Source organism: Bradyrhizobium sp. (assembly GCF_035273305.1).
Classification (GTDB): Bacteria; Pseudomonadota; Alphaproteobacteria; order Rhizobiales; family Xanthobacteraceae; genus Bradyrhizobium.
In genome coordinates, this window is sequence record NZ_DATEPI010000312.1 from 1 (window position 1) to 18,619 (window position 18,619).

Annotated in this window: 16 protein-coding genes; 6 read left to right on the forward strand and 10 right to left on the reverse strand. The window is 60.2% G+C overall.

Annotated elements, in window-relative coordinates; translation table 11 throughout:
* Window positions 1-51 precede the first annotated feature (51 nt).
* Window positions 52-2,043 (forward strand): carbohydrate porin, encoded by a 1,992-nt coding sequence (locus tag VJV58_RS20510; protein WP_324139195.1) that lies wholly within the window; start codon window positions 52-54, stop codon window positions 2,041-2,043.
* Between the two features lie 18 nt (window positions 2,044-2,061).
* Here VJV58_RS20510 and VJV58_RS20515 read toward each other — a convergent pair whose 3' ends face one another.
* The 3 genes from VJV58_RS20515 to VJV58_RS20525 form a co-directional block, all read right to left on the reverse strand.
* On the reverse strand, window positions 2,062-3,687 hold the full coding sequence (locus VJV58_RS20515) for an FMN-binding glutamate synthase family protein (protein ID WP_324139196.1): 1,626 nt from the start codon (window positions 3,685-3,687) through the stop codon (window positions 2,062-2,064).
* Between the two features lie 209 nt (window positions 3,688-3,896).
* Window positions 3,897-4,799, reverse strand: coding sequence for a patatin-like phospholipase family protein (locus VJV58_RS20520; protein ID WP_324139197.1), 903 nt, complete (start codon window positions 4,797-4,799; stop codon window positions 3,897-3,899).
* A gap of 126 nt (window positions 4,800-4,925) precedes the next feature.
* Window positions 4,926-5,699 (reverse strand): ferredoxin--NADP reductase, encoded by a 774-nt coding sequence (locus tag VJV58_RS20525; RefSeq protein ID WP_324139198.1) that lies wholly within the window; start codon window positions 5,697-5,699, stop codon window positions 4,926-4,928.
* 314 nt (window positions 5,700-6,013) lie between these two features.
* Between VJV58_RS20525 and VJV58_RS20530 the strand changes: the two genes are divergently transcribed.
* A complete protein-coding gene (locus VJV58_RS20530) occupies window positions 6,014-6,958 on the forward strand; it encodes a RimK-like protein (protein ID WP_324139199.1) in 945 nt (314 codons plus the stop codon).
* 6 nt (window positions 6,959-6,964) lie between these two features.
* Here VJV58_RS20530 and VJV58_RS20535 read toward each other — a convergent pair whose 3' ends face one another.
* A complete protein-coding gene (locus tag VJV58_RS20535) occupies window positions 6,965-7,834 on the reverse strand; it encodes an amino acid ABC transporter substrate-binding protein (protein ID WP_414641538.1) in 870 nt (289 codons plus the stop codon).
* 70 nt (window positions 7,835-7,904) lie between these two features.
* On the reverse strand, window positions 7,905-9,206 hold the full coding sequence (locus VJV58_RS20540) for a dicarboxylate/amino acid:cation symporter (protein WP_324139200.1): 1,302 nt from the start codon (window positions 9,204-9,206) through the stop codon (window positions 7,905-7,907).
* A 219-nt stretch (window positions 9,207-9,425) separates the two neighbouring features.
* On the opposite strand from VJV58_RS20540, the gene VJV58_RS20545 reads away from it, so the two are divergent.
* From VJV58_RS20545 to VJV58_RS20555, 3 genes are all read left to right on the forward strand, one after another.
* A complete protein-coding gene (locus VJV58_RS20545) occupies window positions 9,426-10,427 on the forward strand; it encodes an NADP-dependent oxidoreductase (protein ID WP_324139201.1) in 1,002 nt (333 codons plus the stop codon).
* Window positions 10,428-10,493: 66 nt separating this feature from the next.
* Window positions 10,494-11,645 (forward strand): FAD-dependent monooxygenase, encoded by a 1,152-nt coding sequence (locus VJV58_RS20550; RefSeq protein ID WP_324139202.1) that lies wholly within the window; start codon window positions 10,494-10,496, stop codon window positions 11,643-11,645.
* Entirely contained in the window at window positions 11,642-13,279 is a 1,638-nt protein-coding gene (locus tag VJV58_RS20555) for a benzoate-CoA ligase family protein (protein ID WP_324139203.1), read from the forward strand. Before VJV58_RS20550 ends, VJV58_RS20555 begins: the two co-directional genes overlap by 4 nt.
* Before the next feature lie 58 nt (window positions 13,280-13,337).
* Here VJV58_RS20555 and VJV58_RS20560 read toward each other — a convergent pair whose 3' ends face one another.
* From VJV58_RS20560 to maiA, 3 genes are read right to left on the reverse strand one after another with little or no spacing between them, the layout of a single operon-like run.
* Window positions 13,338-14,531 carry a 3-hydroxybenzoate 6-monooxygenase gene (locus VJV58_RS20560; RefSeq protein WP_324139204.1) on the reverse strand — a complete coding sequence of 398 codons (1,194 nt, stop codon included), beginning with the start codon at window positions 14,529-14,531 and terminating at the stop codon, window positions 13,338-13,340.
* Window positions 14,531-15,040, reverse strand: a complete 510-nt coding sequence (locus tag VJV58_RS20565; protein ID WP_324139205.1) for a MarR family transcriptional regulator — start codon at window positions 15,038-15,040, stop codon at window positions 14,531-14,533. The genes VJV58_RS20560 and VJV58_RS20565 overlap by 1 nt, the downstream gene beginning before the upstream one ends.
* Entirely contained in the window at window positions 15,030-15,659 is a 630-nt protein-coding gene (gene maiA / locus VJV58_RS20570; protein ID WP_324139206.1) for a maleylacetoacetate isomerase, read from the reverse strand. Before maiA ends, VJV58_RS20565 begins: the two co-directional genes overlap by 11 nt.
* Before the next feature lie 106 nt (window positions 15,660-15,765).
* On the opposite strand from maiA, the gene gtdA reads away from it, so the two are divergent.
* Entirely contained in the window at window positions 15,766-16,806 is a 1,041-nt protein-coding gene (gene gtdA / locus VJV58_RS20575; RefSeq protein ID WP_324139207.1) for a gentisate 1,2-dioxygenase, read from the forward strand.
* A 34-nt stretch (window positions 16,807-16,840) separates the two neighbouring features.
* Here the strand turns inward: gtdA and VJV58_RS20580 are convergent, their stop codons facing one another.
* Together VJV58_RS20580 and VJV58_RS20585 are read right to left on the reverse strand one after the other, a co-directional pair.
* Window positions 16,841-17,677, reverse strand: coding sequence for an ABC transporter permease (locus VJV58_RS20580; protein WP_324139208.1), 837 nt, complete (start codon window positions 17,675-17,677; stop codon window positions 16,841-16,843).
* The gene (locus VJV58_RS20585; protein WP_324139209.1) at window positions 17,670-18,443 is read right to left on the reverse strand and encodes an ABC transporter ATP-binding protein; all 774 of its coding nucleotides are present in this window, start codon (window positions 18,441-18,443) and stop codon (window positions 17,670-17,672) included. Before VJV58_RS20585 ends, VJV58_RS20580 begins: the two co-directional genes overlap by 8 nt.
* Between the last annotated feature and the right edge of the window lie 176 nt (window positions 18,444-18,619).

Here is an 18,619-nt window from a genome sequence, read left to right on the forward strand (position 1 = left end):
GAGATCAGGAAAGAGAACCAAGGGAATGCTTGCGCCGGAAACACTGACACAATGAACCGCAGAAAATTGTTCTCGCGGTTAGTGTTGACCACGGCAAGCTTAGGCCTGTTCGTGCTCGATCGCGCCGCCAATGCCGCGGACATGCCGACCAAGGCGGCCGTATCCAAAGCCGTCTATGACTGGACCGGATTTTATCTGGGCGGTCACGTCGGCTATGGCGGGGGCAGCTTCGGCCCTGGCACCAATCCGCTCCCGGAGCAAGGCGTGTTTCTTCCGCACAGCATCACGGGTCTGACCGGCGGCTATCAAATCGGCTATGTCAGGCAATTTCCGAACCACGTCGTACTCGGAATCGAAGCGGATGCTACGTTCACAAGCCCGCTGGACGCTCCGGCGCTCAGGCCTGCGCCTTTCAACACGACGATTGATTCCCTGGGGACGGTGCGCGGCCGCGCCGGTTATGCCTTGGGCACATGGTTGCCTTACGTCACCGGCGGGTTCGCCTGGGGACATAGCCACATCGACATCAACGATATCGGCAGCGTCGTCTCGACGCCCGGCCATACTCAGACCGGCTGGACCGCAGGAGCCGGCGTCGAAGTTGCGGTCAGCGGCAACTGGAGTGCCAAGCTCGAATATGACTACATCGAACTAGCGCGGCATGTGTACGACCTGAGCGGCTTCGGGCTGCCGCCCGTCAATGTCGATCCCAACATCCACCTGGTCAAGTTGGGGTTGAATTACCGTTTCGGCGACCATCAACTTTTGGTCCCGTCGGCATCGGGAAGGAGCGCGCTCCCGGAATCGAACGACTGGAATGTGCACGCGCAAACCACGTTTCTTCCAACTGCCTATCCTGCCTTCCGCTCTCCCTATGCGGGGTCCTTCAGCCTGCCGGGCAGCGGACAGGCGCGCGAGACCTGGACCACCACGGCGTTCCTCGGCGTGCGCCTGTGGCAAGGCGGCGAATTCTATTTCGACCCGGAGCTTGCGCAGGGCTTTGGCCTGAACGGCACTCTTGGGCTGGCGGGATTCCCGAACGGTGAAGCGCAAAAAGCCGGCGCGCCTTTCCCCAAATATCGACCTGAGCGCTATTACCTCCGCCAGACATTCGGACTGGGCGGCGAGCAGGAAGATGTCTCCGACGCCGCCCATCAACTTTCGGGCAAGCGCGATATCGACCGCGTCACGCTTATCGTCGGCCGCTTCGCTGTCGGGGATTTCTTTGACGGCAACTCCTACGCCAAGGATCCCCGCGCGGATTTCATGAACTGGGCCATGTGGTCATCGGCCGCTTACGATTTCCCGGCGGACTTGCCGGGATATACCCGCGGCGCGGTGGTCGAGCTAAATCGCAAGGATTGGGCCCTGCGCGCCGGCGTGTTCGAGGTGCCTTCGGCGCCCAATACCGACGTCCTCACTTTCAACACCGGCGGAGCGGCCATCGAATTCGAAGAGCGCCACAAAATATTCGATCAGCCAGGCAAGCTGCGGCTCGGCATTTTCGCCAACCGCGGTAACAGCGGTAATTACCGGCAAGCACTCTCGATCGAAGCCGCCGACCCGATGCTCGACATCAACGCTGTAATGGCCGCCATACGTCGCCAGAACGAAAAATATGGTGTCTATCTCAATGCCGAGCAGCAGATCGCAAAGGACGTCGGGATATTTGCGCGGGCGAGCTGGAACGACGGCCAGAACGAAATCCTCTCATTTAGCGATATTGATCGCAGCCTGTCGGGCGGTTTTTCCATTAAGGGCAGCTATTGGGGTCGGTCGAGCGATACCATAGGTGTCGGCGGCGCGATCAACGGACTCTCAAGCGCCCATCGCGATTTTCTCGCGGCCGGCGGGCTCGGGCTTTTGATCGGCGACGGTCGGCTCAACTACCATCCTGAACAGATTCTCGAGACCTACTACGCCTTTGCCATCGACAAAAATTTCACCGTCACCGCGGATTATCAATTCATCACGAACCCGGCATACAACGCCGACCGCGGGCCGGTGCACATTTTTTCAGGCCGCCTGCATGGCGAGTTTTAGATTCTTCCACCGAACATCTTAGAGTACCGCAGCGAAGCTATCGGCTCGCGCCATCGCCCACGCGTCGCGGTAGCGCGGATCGTTGGTACCGTCGATCAGTTCGCCGGGATTAAGCGAGGGATACAGCCTCGCAAACGACTGAACCTCTGTCGTGGAGGTCCGCTGCGAGAAGTGAATCGGCCGCAACTGCTGCGGATGATCGAGTCCGGCGGCTGCAACCAGTTCCGCGAGCGCATGCAGCGTGGCGTGGTGGTAATTGTAAACCCGCTCGATCTTGTGCGGTACCACCAAGGCCCGATTGCGTGACGGGTCTTGCGTTGTCACCCCGGTCGGACACCGATCGGTATGGCAAGACAACGACTGAATACAGCCGAGCGCAAACATGAAGCCGCGCGCCGAATTGCACCAGTCGGCGCCGATCGCCATCGCGCGCGCCATATCGAACGCGGTCGCGATTTTTCCGGCGGCGCCGATCCGGATACGATGCCGCGCATTGATCCCGATCAGCGCATTGTGGACGAAACTGACGCCCTCGCGCATCGGCATGCCCATATGGTCCATGAATTCCAAGGGCGCCGCGCCGGTGCCGCCTTCGTTGCCGTCGACGACGATGAAATCCGGATAGATTCCGCTCTGAAGCATGGCCTTGCAGATTGCGAGGAATTCCCAGGGATGGCCGATGCACAACTTGAATCCGGCAGGCTTGCCGCCAGACAGCCGCCGCATTTCGGCGATGAAGGCCATCATCTCCAGCGGCGTTGTAAATGCCCGGTGGGTGGCGGGCGAAATGCAGTCCTCATCCATCGCGACGCCGCGAATCTTGGATATCTCTTCCGAAACCTTGGCGGCGGGAAGCACCCCGCCATGTCCGGGCTTGGCGCCCTGGCTGACCTTGAGCTCGACCATCTTGATTTGATCATGCGCGGCCACTCGGGCGAACTCGTCTGGATTGAACGAGCCGTCGCGATTGCGGCAGCCGAAATATCCGGACCCGATTTCCCAGATCAGGTCGCCCCCGTTCTCGCGATGATAAGGACTGACGCCGCCCTCGCCGGTGTCATGCGCGAAGCCGCCCTTTTTCGCGCCTGCATTTAGTGCCCGCACGGCATTTGGGCTGAGCGCGCCGAAGCTCATGGCCGAAATATTGAACACCGACGCCGAATACGGTTTGCTACAATCCGGGCCACCGATCGTGACGCGGAATTGTTCGTTGGCACGAGGTTTCGGCGCCACGGAATGGTGGATCCACTCGTAACCATCCCGGTAGACATCCTCCTGGGTGCCGAATGGCCTCTTGTCGAGCACCATCTTCGCTCGCTGGTAAATCACCGCGCGCGTGTCGCGACTGAACGGCATACCGTCCTTTTCGCTTTCGAAAAAATATTGCCGCATTTCCGGCCTGATCTCTTCCAACAGGAAGCGGATGTGGGCGGAGATCGGGTAGTTGCGCAAAACAGCGTGGCTCTTTTGCACGAGATCGCGAATCCCGAGCGCGGTGAGGGCCCCGAAAATAAGGATCGGGATTATGACGACGTCGAATAGCTTGCGATCTACGATCCCGAGACCCAATAGCAGCGCAGTGACGACGGCGCAGATCGTAAGGACGATGAAGCGCGGCGAGAACGGAAGCAGCAACGTTTCCATGGGTCCCTCAGGCAGCTTCTGCCGTATTATTTGTTGTCGCGACGATTAACCCACCAACAGAACGATGTCATCGAGGATATCCGCCTTACCGACGGATGTAACCACTCATCGGATCGAGATTTCTCGCGGCAAAGCTAGCGAATCCGTAGCCGGCGAATCAATCGGCAGCTGACCCGTCCATTGTCTTTTTTGCAGCGCAATGCGGGCGGTCAATGATTGTGCGGCCGCATCTCATCCGGAATCCCGCCTTGCTGCAATCCCTCCTGCGCCAGCCAGTCGTCGGTGCTGCGGATCGCGCGCTCGATATGGTCGGCGGTTCGTGAGAAATCATATGGCGAACCAACCAGCGGACACAATGGCGGCACCACGTAATACTCGATATCCGGAGCAAGTCCTTCCAACTCGGAAACCAACTGGCGGGCAATCAGGAGGGTCAGCGCATGTAACGCGGTGGCTACGGCGCCGACAGGCGGTGTATGTGTTGAGCAGGCGTAACCCGTCGGCAGAACGATCAGTCGTCGCGCACCCTTCGCAACCGCGACCCTGATCGGCGTGTTCGAGGAGATCGCGCCGTCGGCCAAATAGAAATCCTTGTAGCGGACCGGCGCAAAAGCACCCGGGATCGCGGTCGACGCGATGATCGCCTGCACCGCGGGCCCTTCCGAGAGCACCACGCTGTCGCCCGAAACAATATCCGTGGTGACAATGTGAACTGGGAGCTTGGCATCCTGGAGATCGCGATAGGGTAGATTGTCGTCGAGCAGTTTCTGAATCCCATCATGTGGAATCAGGAAATCGCGGCGCCAGAGAAATCCGAGCAGCGTCCGCCAGGTGACCGGAAACACGTCGTGCCGTTGCAAGCCGCGCCAGATCGTCTCGAGCTGCAGAACGCCCTTCAGCGTGGGATCGCCAGCGTAATAAGCGCCGTTCAACGCGCCGACGCTGGACCCAACCACCATGTCCGCTGATATGTCGTGGGCAGCCAGCGAATGCATCATGCCGACCTGAATCGCGCCAAAGCTGCCGCCACCGGCGAACACAAACGCCGTTTTGGCCGATCCGGCTTCACCAGATACCAGGGAAATCTTGTTCGCTCCACTTCGGCCGCGCAAGGAAAAATCGCGCGATGCCGGCGGCGGTTATAGCAGCCAAGGGAGTGTTCGCGCCACCAACAATGATTGTTGATCGCGCGCACCTCGATTGATCGGAAGCCTCAGGGCAGCGCAGCGGCTCGGAAATCAGCGTTCCACAAACGCCTTCTCAATCACGAAATGGCCGGGCTCGCTGTTGCTGCCCTCGACAAAGCCGCTCGCTTCGAACATCTGCCGAAGCTCTTCCAGCATCGCCGGGCTGCCACACATCATGATGCGGTCGCTTTCAATGTCGAGCGGCGGCTGGCCGATGTCGTTGAACAATTGTTCTGATGTGATCAGGTCGGTGATGCGGCCGCGGTTGCGGAACGGCTCGCGGGTGACGGTCGGATAATACGACAGCTTGTCGGACAGAAGCGGACCGAATAATTCGTCCTCCCGCAACTTCTGGACCAGCTGCTCCCCGTAAGCCAGTTCGGAGACCTGTCGGCAGCCGTGCACGAGAACGATGGCTTCGAAGCGTTCGTAAACTTCTGGATCCTTGATCAGGCTGGCGAACGGCGCCAGACCCGTTCCGGTCGACAGCAACAGCAGGCGCTTGCCCGGAATCAGATTGTCCGAGATCAGCGTGCCGGTGGCCTTGCGGCCGACCAGGATAGTATCGCCCTGCTTGATTTGCTGCAGTCTCGAGGTCAGCGGCCCGTCGGCAACCTTGATGCTGAAAAACTCCAGCTCGTCCTCGTGGTTGGCGCTAGCCATGCTATAGGCGCGCATTAGCGGCCGGCCATCGACCTCCAGCCCGATCATGGCGAACTGGCCATTGAGGAAACGAAAGCCGGAATTGCGGGTCGCGGTGAAGCTGAAAAGGGTATCGGTCCAGTGCCGGACTGAAAGAACTTTCTCTCTATGGAAAGCGCTCATGTGTTCTGTTTTTTCCGATTGGCCTGACGTAGAACGAACGGGTTGCCGCCTCAAAGGAGGCAAAAACCCCTGCAGTGATTGAGGATTTCGCGTTTCAAGTAACGCAATCTCGGAGATAGTCAACCAGGGTGGACGCGCAACTGACCTGCCGGAAATTCTCCAGGTTCATTCAGCGTCAACACTCGATGTTTTGTTCACCGTGGCAGCTGAGAAGCGCAATTACCTTGCTCAATCCGGCGGGTTGCTGGCACTAAGTTGCGGATGGCAAGCTGAGATCAGCCTGCCGCTTGAGACCCACTTGGGACGAACCAGTCATGCTTAACAGCCCGCGCATATTCCTCGATGCTGTAAGCAAATACTGCGTTACGCACGGCATTCAAATCGAGATCAGAGCCGCGGGTTGGCTCGTGGTGATGCGGCGCGGGACCAAGCAGCATCTGGCATTTGGATATGACCTTGGACTGAACAGTTCAGTTGCGCATCGAATTGCGAACGACAAGGCCGCAACAGCGGAAGTTCTGCACGCCCTCGGCATTCCTTGCGTGCCGCACACGGTGTTTTTCAGTCCGCAAATGAACGAGGTCATGCCTCCGCAAGCGTCATGGGAAGCGATGATCGCCATTCTGAGGGCGAACCCAAGCGGGGTCGTCATTAAGCCGAATGAAGGGACAAGCGGCAATTCCGTTTTCAGGGTTTCCAACGGCCCCGAGCTTGAACTTGCGGCGCACAGGATCTTCGCTTCGAGTCCCAGCCTCGCGATGTCGCCTTGGCTCGACATCGAAGACGAGGTCCGCGTGGTCCTGCTGGATGACCGGCCGCTCCTCGTTTACAGCAAGAGCCGGCCCACGATCTTGGGTGACGGCGTCCGCTCTGTGCTTGAACTGGCGCTCGCGGGCATGCCCTACGAGATGCGATCGACCGTGTTTAGCGATATGATCTACAATCTCGATAGCGCCACGCTGAACAGCATTCCACCGCCGGGCGAGCGACAGCTATTGAGCTGGCGCCATAACCTCGACAAGGGAGCGCAACCGGTTCTTCTCGGGGAAGGAAAAGTCCGGGACGATTGCGTGGAGCTCGCCGCACAAGCCGCGAATGCGATTGGAATCCGGTTCAGCTCGATTGACGTTGTCAATGTCAACGGCGCTTGGAAGATCCTCGAAATCAATTCGGGAGTCATGATGGAGGCACTGGGCAGACTGCATCCCGAGCTGGTCTACGCCGCCTACAGCGCAGCCCTGGACAAGGTTTTCGACTAACCGACGTTAATTGCTCGATGCCTCGCTATCGTTGAGGACCTTGAAGGCTTCTTCGAGTTGCGGGGAAATCTGGACGCTGAGCTTTTCGCCGGTGGGAAGGCGCGACACAAACCACTTATTGTACAGCGGGATCAGATCGCGGTTTGAACCGAGCTTGCGGAACGCCCGTTCCACCACCGCCGCCATCTGCGGCTCGCCTTTGCGAAACATGATGCCGTAAGGATCGTAGGACAGATAATCGCCGGTGACGCGAAACGAGTTCTGCGCCTTGTGCCGCGCGATCAGACCGTAAAGCAGGATATCGTCGGTCGCGAACGCGTCGGCCTTTCCGTCCACCAGCTTCTGATACGATTGTTCGTGATCATCGCCCGTGACGATGCTCATTCCGAGCGCAAACTTTTTGTCCAACGCATGTATCGCCTGTTCGTTGGTCGTGCCCTTGGTCACGACGACCGTTTTGCCCTGCAGGTCTTTCGGTCCCGAGATCGGCGAGGCTTTGGGGACCATCAGCTTGGTGCCGGCCACGAACATCAGCGGCGAGAACGCCACCAGCTTCCCGCGCTCGGCATTCGCTGTGGTCGATCCGCATTCAAGGTCGATTTTGTTCTGCGTCACCGCCGGAATCCGGTCGTCGGAGGTGACCTTGACATATTCGATGCGCAAGTCGGCATCGTCGATTTCCGCGCCGATCTCATCGACGATGGCCTGGCAAAGCTCCAGGCTGTAACCGATCGGCCGGTTGGCCTGATCGAGAAATGAAAAAGGCGGCGAGCTCTCGCGATAGCCGAGCCGCACCACATGCGTCCTTTTGATGTTGGCAAGCGTCGGGCTCAGCCCTTCGTCGATACCGCTCTGCGCTGCGGCGGCCGTAGTCATAAAGACCAGAGCCGCGAGCACGATCGTTGCCGGCATCCACCGCCTCAGGAGGTAGCCCATGGCTCACCTCCTAAGCGGGACCGGCCTGCATGCCCGGCAGTTCACCGGGGATCAGGTCCGGCGGCACGATGTCATCGGGAGCAAGCGCCGCCTCCGGCGCCAGTTCGCCCTCCCATTTCGCGACGACGGAGGTCGCGAGCGAGTTGCCGATCACATTGGTGGCGCTGCGTCCCATGTCGAGGAAGGTATCGATGCCCATGATCATCAGCAGGCCCGCCTCGGGAATTCCGAACTGGCTCAAGGTCGAGGCAATCACGACCAGGGACGCGCGGGGCACGCCCGCCACACCCTTTGACGTGATCATCAACGTGGCCAACATCGCAAGCTGCGTGCCGAGCGACATTTCAATGTGATAGGTCTGGGCGATGAAGATGCTGGCAAACGTGCAATACATCATCGTGCCATCGAGATTGAAGGAATAGCCGAGCGGTAGCACGAAGCTCGAGATCCGGGACGATGCGCCGAAACGGTTGAGACCCTCCAGCGTCTTGGGATAAGCGGCCTCGGAACTCGCCGTCGAGAACGCGATCATCAGCGGCTCGCGGATCAAATGGAGCAGGCGGCTGTATCTCGGGCCGATAACCACGAAACCCACGACCACAAGTATGGCCCACAAGATCAGCAGCGACAGATAGAAGCCGCCCATGAAGACGACCAGCTTCCACAATACGCCAAGTCCATTCTTCGAGACCGTCGCCATGATAGCCGCCCACACCGCGATCGGCGCGAACAGCATCACGTAACCTGTGACCTTTAGCATGATGTGCCCGAGGTCATCGATCACCGAAAGTATTTGCTTGGAGCGCTCCGGCATCGCACCCAGCGCCACCGAGAAGAACACCGCGAACACCACGATCTGCAGGATTTCGTTCTGCGCCATCGCATCCGCGATCGAGGTCGGAATCAGGTGAGTCAGGAATTTCTCGATCGAGAACGCCGATACAGGCAGTCCCGTCGCCTGCGCCTTGTCAGGCAACGTGCCCGGGAAATTTGCGCCCGGCTGCAAAAGATTGACCATGATCAGGCCGAGCAGCAGCGAGACGAAGGAGGCACTGACAAACCAGCCCATGGTTTTTGCGAATATCCGCCCAAGCTTGGCGCCGGTACCCATATGGGCGATGCCGCCCACCAGCGTTGCAAACACCAGAGGCGCGATGATCATTTTGATCAGGCGCAGGAATAGCATCGCGATGAGATTGACCGCGGACGCAATGTCGGCGCGGCTGTCCGGAAGATAGCTGAACACCAGCGTGCCCATCACGATGCCGAGCGCCATCGCGATCAGGATGTATTGCGTAAACCTGTTCGACATTTCCAAGCCCCCCACTTCGGCAGGTGGGGAGTTTGGCACATCTCCGCCCCGACGCAACAAGCTTGACGAGCCGATCCCGATAGCCTCCAAATTCCGATGTGAGATCAGACTCCGGTGCGCGGCGGCGCCGGCAGCGCGATTATTTCTGCTCAGACGCATTTAGTACGCGCTTACTACGCGCTCGCCGCATCCATAACGGCCGGAAATCGGGAGAATGTCATGAGCAAGGGTGTCAATCGTCAGGTGCTGCTGGCCGAGAAGCCGGCGGGAAAACTCGGCCCCGAGCATTTCAAGATGTCAGAGGCGGCTATGGCTGAACCGGGGGATGGCGAGGCGTTAGTGCGGGTACGATATATTTCCCTGGACGCCGCGAACCGCGCCTGGATGCACGGCGCAACCTATCGAGCGGCGGTCGAGCCGAACACAGTGATGGCCGGCGGCGGCATTGCCGAAGTCGTGACCTCGAAGGCGCCGGGGCTTGCGCCCGGCGATATCGTCTTCGGCGACACTGGATGGCAGGATTACGCAATCGTTTCGGCAAAAAGCGTCAGCAAATTGCCGAAGATCGACCCGATGACGCATCTTCTCAGCGTCTACGGCATCGCCGGGCTGACCGCCTATTTCGGCCTGCTCGATATCGGCAAGCCAAAGCCCGGCGAGACCGTGGTGGTCTCGGCCGCCGCCGGCTCGGTCGGATCGATTGTCGGCCAGATCGCCAAAATCAGGGGTTGCCGCGCGATAGGAATTGCCGGCGGCAAGGACAAATGCAACTGGTTGACGTCCGAGCTCGGTTTCGACGCCGCCGTCGATTACAAGGATGGCGCGGTGTTCAAGGCGCTTCGCGCGGCAGCGCCTGACGGCATCGACGTCTATTTCGATAATGTCGGCGGCGACATTCTCGAAGCCTGCCTGTCGCTGATGAACAATCGCGGCCGGATCGCCTGTTGCGGCGCAATTTCGCAATATGACGGCGTGCCGTCCGCGCATGGCCCGCGCGGCGTGCCTGGGTTGATAGTGGTGAAGCGTCTCATCATGCAGGGCTTCATTGTGATGGATTTCATGGCTCGACGCGACGAGGCCTTGAAAGATCTGCAGTCCTGGGTGGCGGCCGGTAAGCTGAAGGTCCAGGAGGACGTCATCAACGGCCTTGAGAACACGCCGAACGCGCTGATCGGACTGCTGGCCGGCGAGAACCGCGGCAAACGTATGATCAAGGTGTAATGCTTTCAATCTGAGTGAACCTCAGGATGCCCCATCACGCAAAAACCACTCCAGGAGAATGACGTCTTGCGTATCGCCGTGATCGGCGGGGGCCCTGGAGGTCTCTATTTCAGCTATCTCTGGAAGAAGCGCCATCCCGACGCCGAAATCGATTTATTCGAACAGAACCCCGCAGGCGCCACCTGGGGATTTGGCGTGGTGTTCTCCAAGCAGGCCTTGGAATTCCTGCGCGCCGACGATCCCGACACGGTCGAGGCGATCGCGCCGCTCATGGAGAGCTGGAACAACATCACCCTCAATTTGCGCGACGAGAGCGTCGAAATCGACGGCGTCGGCTTTTCATCGATCGGCCGGCTTGAGCTACTCAAAATCCTGCAACAGCGCGCGGCTTCGGCCGGCGTCGCGCCACGATATGAGACAATGATCTCCTCACTCGATCAGTTAACCGGCTACGACCTGATCGTCGGCGCCGATGGACTGAACTCGTTTATGCGGCGCAGCTTCGAGGGCGACTTCGGCACCTCATTGTCGTACTCGGCCAACAAATTCGCCTGGTATGGGACCACCAAACGATTCGAAACGTTGTCCCAGACATTTGTGCAGACCGAACTCGGCGCCTTCAATGCGCACCACTACCGATACTCGCCTGAGATGAGCACGTTCCTGGTCGAATGCGACCTTTCGACCTGGAACCGTTACGGCTTCGCCGACAAGACTCTTGAGCAGTCCAACGCCATTTGCGAGCGCGTATTCGCCGTGACCCTTGGCGGACATCAGTTGGTGTCGAACAAGTCGGTATGGCGCAATTTTCCGTGGATCTGGAATGAACGCTGGTCGTTCCGAAATATGGTGCTGATTGGCGATGCCTTGCATTCCGCGCATTTTTCGATCGGTTCGGGGACGCGGCTCGCCATCGAAGACGCGATCGCGCTGACAAAGGCGTTGGAATCAGAGGGCGAAATTGCAGCGGCGCTTCAGCGCTACGAGCAGGAGCGCAAGCCGGTCGTGAAAAAACTGGTCAGCGCGGCGCAGACCAGCGCGGCGTGGTACGAGAAATTCCCTGACCACATGCAGCTCGGCCTGATGGACTTCGCATATAGCTACGTCACCCGCTCGGGACGAATTGACGATGCGCGGCTACGTGCGATGTCACCGGCGTTCATGGCGCGGTATGAAGCCTCGAGGCGATCCTTGCGGCAAAGCGGGAGCACGGCATGAGCTCACCACACGCGCAGCCGGCGCGCCCGATTGTCGATCCCGTTCCACGGGACAGCCCCGGTGCAAGGGAGATCGGCTTTACGATCCCGCAACGATACAATGCCAGCCGAATCCTGTTCGACAATGTCGGCAAAGGCCGGGGCGACAGACCCGCGCTGATCGGCCCGCTCGGTAGCCTTAGCTATGCCGAGCTATGCGTCGAGGCGTGTCGCTGGGGCCTCGGCTTCACGTCACTGGGGCTTGAGCGCGGCGATCGCATATTGATGTTCCTCGACGATACGCCGGCCTATCCAGCGGCATTTTTCGGCGCGGTTCGCGCCGGCTTCGTGCCGCTTCTCATCAACACGCTGACACCGCCGGACCTGCTGCAGTTTTACCTCTCGGATTCCGGCGCTGCCGCCGCCGTCGCCGAAGCCGAGTTTTGCTCCCGCTTCGATGCCCAGGCCTGCGCGAATACCGCATTGCGGACGCTGATCGTGGTCAACGGCGCGCCAGGAGATCACGCCGCGCCGAAATCAATTGTCGCGGAAGCCTGGCTGGGTGATTTTTCAGCTGATCTTCCCGAGGCGGACACCGACCGCGATGAAATGGCGTTCTGGATGTATTCGTCGGGTTCAACTGGACGTCCCAAAGGCATCGTCCATCTGCAACACGACATGGCTTATACCGACGCCGCTTTTGCGCGCAATGTGCTGAAGCTCACGCCCGACGACATCTGTTTTTCGGTGCCAAAGATATTTTTCGCCTACGGCTTCGGCAATTCGATCACGTTTCCATTTTCAATGGGCGCGGCGACGCTGCTGCTGCCGGGCCAACCCAAGCCGGCCGCGATCTTTGAGGCGATCGAGCGTTATCGTCCCAGCGTGTTTTTCGGACTGCCGACGCTCTATACTTCTCTGACCAAAGCCAACGCCGCGGCGGTCACGGATTTTTCCTCGCTGCGCATGGCGATATCGGCGGCTGAGGTTCTGTCGGCCGACGTGTTCAACGGCTGGAAGAAATTGAGCGGGCTTGAAATCATCGAGGGGCTCGGGTCCACCGAGGCGCTGCACATCTATGTCTGCAATCGTGCGGACCGAAGGAAACTCGGCGCCGCCGGAATGCGCGTTCCCGGCTACGAAATCGCGCTTCGAGACAGTGACGGGCGCGAAGTTGGTGACAACCAGGAAGGCGTCATGTGGGTGCGCGGCGATTCGAGCACGCCGCTTTATTGGAACCGGCCAGACAAGACCGCCGAAACCGTGCGGGATGGCGGCTGGATTTATACCGGAGACCGTTTTGTGCGCGACAGCGATGGATTTTATTTCTTCCGCGGCCGCGCCGACGATCTGATCAAGATCTCCGGCCAATGGGTCTATCCGCTGGAAGTCGAGCTTTGCCTCGCGGAACATCCCGAGGTGCGCGAGTGCGCGGTGTTCGCAGCCGAGCTGCCGGACCGGCGCATGACTTTGAAGGCCGTTGTGGCGATGAACACCCGCCCCTTCGAGGAGAGCGATGCAACCAGAATGCTGCAGGACTTTGTGAAGGCGAAACTGCTGCCTTACAAATATCCGCGGGAGATCAGGTTCGTGGACGAATTGCCGAAGACGGGTACCGGCAAGATCGACCGGCAGGCGCTGATCAAGATGTGTTAGATCTCTCTTTTAGCGCGTTTTTTCACGCGAACCGGCGTCCACCTCGCTCGAAAACACTCTAGGCGTCAAGCCCGGTGCCGCCATAGAGCCAAGCGAGATCGCGATAGTAATCCTCCGATGTCTTCGCGCTCATGATGGCGTTGCGAATGCGCGCGTGTTCGCCGGAGGGATGGTAAATGTGCTCGCCGATGGCACGGGATAATAGCTGGACCCGCGCGGTCCGCGGAAAGCGCTGTGACTGATAATGTTCTAGCGCGGCTTGGTGATCGTCAGGATACGAGGCGAGCATATGCGACAGGCAAACCGCATCTTCCATCGCCTGACAGGCACCTTGCGCGAAATATTGCAGCATTGGATGCGCGGCGTCACCGAGCAGGGCGACACGGCCATCTATCCAGCGCTCGCTGGGGTCGCGATCGCACAACACCCATAGCTTCCAATTCTTGCCATGGCGAATGATGTTCTGCGCTTGCGCATGCACGTGGGTGAAGCCCTGCATCACCTCCTGTTCGGAAACCGGCTTACCCGCGACTGGCTCCGGTGCGTCGTTGTGATAGGTGACGACGAGGTTGAACACCTTCCAGCCCGAGAGCGGATAATGAACGATGTGGCATTTCGGGCCCGCCCACAGCGTCGCGGCGTTCCAGCGCAGGTCTTCGGGCATCTGTTCGGTCGGAATTACTGAACGATAGGTGGTGTGGCCGGAAACACGCGGCGGCCCGTCGCCAATGACCTGCTTGCGAAGGTTCGACCACAGCCCGTCGGCACCGATCAACAGCGAACCGGTGAGGCGGTCGCCGGAGACGAGATGTGCGGTCACCGAGGAGCCGTCCTGATCATAGCCGGTCACTTCGGAGCTGACGCGCAACTCGATCAGACTGTGTTCGCGACAGGCCTTCAGGAACACCCCATGCAGATCACCACGATGCACCACCGCATAGGGATTGCCGAACCGCTTGCGGAAGGCTTCACGCAAATCGACATGGGTGATTTCTTCGGCCGTGAGCGCGTCCATCAGCCTGAGCTGATCGATATAGACCGCCATGGCGCGCGCGGCTTCGCCGATGCCGAGATAGTCAAAGGCGTGAAACGCGTTCGGCCCGAGCTGGATGCCCGCGCCGATTTCGCCGAGCGCGGCGGCCTTTTCAAGCAGCACCGAGGCAATGCCCTTTTGCGCCAGCCCGAGCGCGGCGGCGAGACCGCCGATGCCGCCGCCGGCGATCAGGACCGGCCGCCTCTCCAGCCGCGCCATCAGTTCGATTTTCCCAAATGTTCGAGCGCGTCTTCGGCGCGCAACGGCACCCGAGACGCCTCGTTGTTGAGATCGACCAGTTGCGTCAATAGCGCCATCAGCAGCTTGCGATCGGCCGGTTTCAGCGGCTGCAACATCCGCGCTTGCGCCCGATCGACTGCGGGCATGACATCGCGCAGCAGCGCCGCGCCTGATCTTGTGAGATACAGCAGCTTCGTGCGTCTGTCTTCGAATGACGGCTTGCGCTCCACATACTGCTTTGCCTCCAACCGTTCGATCACGTTGCCGAGCGTGGAGCGATCGAACGCGATGACCGCGGAGAGCCGGGTCGCGTCGATGCCGGGATGAGTCTGGATCGCGACCAGGGCTGCGAACTGCACCGGCGTCAGTTCGTATTCGCTGCACTCTTCGATAAATATCGACACCGCGATCTGCTGCATGCGGCGAAACAGATAGCCGGGTTTGGTGTAGACCGCATCCATGTTGAGCGTCGAAATTCTATTCCGCATCGGGCTGCCGCTCGGGTGCGGCGTCGGCGAACGCCTTGATGTTCCTTGCCGCCGCTTCTGCCTTCAGCAGGCGCGGAAAACCAGCGAGCTCGACCCCAAACCGCCGCGCGTTGGCAAGCTGAGGCACCAGACACAGATCGGCCATGCCGGGTGCTTCGCCGAAACAGAACGGGCCGGTCTCGTTGGCGAGCAATGCTTCGCACGCCGCGAGGCCCTCCCGGTTCGCCCATGCCGCCCAGTCCGTCACTTTTTCTTTGGCAACACCGAGCTCGCGCAGTCGCGTCAGCACCTTCAGATTCTGTACCGGGTGCGTATCGCAGGCGACAACTTGGGCGAATGCACGCACATGCGCCCGGCGCAGCGGGTCCTTTGGCAGCAACGGCGGCTCGGGGTGAGTTTCTTCCAGCCACTCGATGATGGCGAGCGATTGGGTAATGGTGATGCCGTGGTCCTGCAGCGTCGGGACCAGCCCCTGCGGATTGATGGCGAGATAGGCGGGATCGCGCTGCTCGCCCTTTCGCAGGTGGTGCGGCAAGTGCTCCGCGTTCAGCCCCTTCAGATTCAAGGCAATTCTGACCCGGTAGGACGCGCTGCTGCGGAAATAGCCGTGCAGCTTCATCGGAACCTCCCTGGACTTGTATCGTTGGCTTTCACGCCGGCATTGACGCTATCCATATTGTAAGTATGCTGTCAATCTGTGTCCAAAGAAGCGCGGGAGGCTCGCCATGGAAGCCGTACAGAAGACGCCGGAACGCGAGGCGTTCTATCGCAAGATCGATGGCGAAAATCTCTCTGCGCTGTGGAACGTGATGGGCGATCTGATTACGCCGGAGCCGAAGAGCGCCTGCCGCCCGCATTTGTGGAAATTCGACGCGATCCGCGAATACATGACTGAGGCCGGCAAACTGATCACCGCCAAGGAAGCCGAGCGGCGCGTGTTGGTGCTGGAGAATCCCGGGTTGCGTGGCCAATCGAAAATTACCACTTCCCTGTTTGCCGGTGTGCAAATGGTGGTCCCCGGCGACATCGCTCCGGCGCACCGCCACAGCCAGTCGGCACTGCGTTTCGTGCTGGAAGGCAAGGGCGCTTATACGGCGGTCGACGGTGAGCGCACCGCGATGGAGCCGGGCGATTTCGTGATTACGCCCTCGATGACCTGGCACGACCACAGCAACGAGACCTCGGAGCCGATGTTCTGGCTCGACGGGCTCGACATTCCGATGGTGCAATTCTTCGACGCGTCTTTCGCAGAAGGCTCGAACGAAGACCAGCAGAAGGTCACCCGACCGCCCGGCGATAGCTTTGCCCGGTACGGCCACAACCTGCTGCCGGTCGATGAGAAACGAACATCAAAAACCTCGCCGATCTTCAATTATCCCTATCAGTACACGCGCGAGGCGCTGGAGCGGGCCAAGGCCCGCGAGGAGTGGGACGCCTGTCATGGACTGAAACTGAAATTCTCCAATCCCGAAACCGGCGATTTTGCGATGCCGACCATCGGCACGTTCATCCAATTGCTGCCGAAGGGCTTCAAGACCGCGCGCTATCGTTCCACGGATGCCACCGTATTCGCGGCGATCGAAGGCAAGGGTCGGTCGCGGATCGGCGAACAGACGTTTGACTGGGGCCCGCGCGACCTGTTCGTGGTGCCGAGTTGGCAATGGGTGACCCACGAAGCCGATCAGGATTCGGTGCTGTTCAGCTTCTCGGATCGCCCGGTGCAGCAGAAGCTCGATCTGTTTCGCGAGGATCGCGGCAACGCCTGAACATTCCTTCGGCACAGGGGCGCGAGAGCAGCTTTCAGCGCCAGTGTAACAGCCGCGTTTCCAGCCAATTGATCGCCTTGCCAATGGCCAGGCCAAACAGCGACAGGATCACCACGCCGGCCAGTAGTTGATCGGTCTGCATCAAATTGCCGGCCTGCAGCACGAAGGCGCCGATCCCGAATTCGGCGCCGATCATCTCGGCGCTCACCACCAGCAGCAATGCAATCGAGGCGGTGATGCGGAAGCCCGCGAGGATCGAGGGCAGCGCGCCCGGCCAGATCACGCGACGGACAATGGCTTGAAACGGCACGTTGAAACTTTGGGCCATGCGGATCAGGTTGCGCGGCACGGCATCGACGCCGCTATACACCGAAACCGCCGTGGAAAAGAACACGCCTAGCGCGATGGTGGCGATCTTCGGCTCCTCACCGATGCCGAGCCAAAGTATCAGCAACGGCAGCAACGCGATTTTCGGAATGGGAAACAGCGCCGAGATAAAGGTGATCCCCACTCCGCGTGCGAGGCTCGAGAGCCCGATCGCGAAACCGACGATAATGCCGGCAATCGTGCCGAGGATCCATCCCATTCCGATCCGCAGGATTGAATAGGACAGGTGGTGCCAGAGCGCGCCGCTGGTCGCGAGTTGCCAGATCGCCCGCGAGATCGCAAACGGCGTCGGCAGGAACAGCGGATTGACCAGCCCGGTACTGCCGGCAAGTTGCCAGATGAGAATTGCCGCCAACAACGCAATCCAGCCGGAATAGCGCCCGGCCTTCGGCATAAAACCGGCGCCGCGAAAGCGGACGGGCCGCGTTCCAGAGCCGAGATCCGCTGGCGCCGCCTCACGGTCCGATGGTGCGCGGTCAAGCATGCTGAACCTCGCGCTCGGCATCGATGGCCTGCTCCCGGATCAGCGACCACAGTTCGCTTTGCAGCACGAGCAGTTTTTCACGAGCGCCGATGTCGCCACGTTCTCCTCGCGTCATCGGGATACCAACGACTTCGCGGACGCGGCCCGGCCGCCTCGACAGCACGAGGATGCGATCGGCAAGCCGCACCGCTTCCTCCAGATTATGCGTTACGTAGACCGCGCCCATTGAGCCGTCGGCGAGCAGCCGGATAAAATCCTCCATCAGTAGTTCGCGGGTTTGCGAATCCAGCGCCGACAGCGGTTCGTCCATCAAAAGGATCGCAGGCCGGACCGCGAGCGCGCGGGCAATGCCGACGCGCTGGCGCATGCCGCCGGATAACTGCTTGGGATACATCGCTCGGAAATCCGTCAGGCCGGTCCGGCGCAAAACGTCATCGACGATCGCGCAGCGGTTAGTGATCGTCAGCCCTGTATGCAGCAGCGGAAACTCGACGTTCTCTCCAACCGTACACCACGGCAGCAGCGCGAAATCCTGAAAAACAAATGTCAGAGGGTTACGGCTATCGGCCGGCTGCGCACCACGCAATTGAGCGGCGCCCGCGCTCGGCCGCAGCAGCCCGCCCAAGATCGACAGCAACGTACTCTTGCCGCAGCCGGAGGGACCAACGATGGCGACAACCTCGCCCGGGCCGACGGTGAATGACACGTTGTCGAGCACTTCGAGCGCGCCGAAGCGGTGGCTAATGCGATCGGCAATCAGGTCCATGTTGTTCCGTTCCAATTTGCCTGGTCAGGTAGCATGGCGTGGTGGTTCGAGGCGCGCTCGCGCTCCTCACCATGAGGTTTGCGTTCTTGGCACTTCGCTCCTCATTACGAGGTTTGAGTCCTCATCCCGAGGAGCGCGAAGCGATGCGTCCCGAAGGATGGGTGCGAGAACCGGAA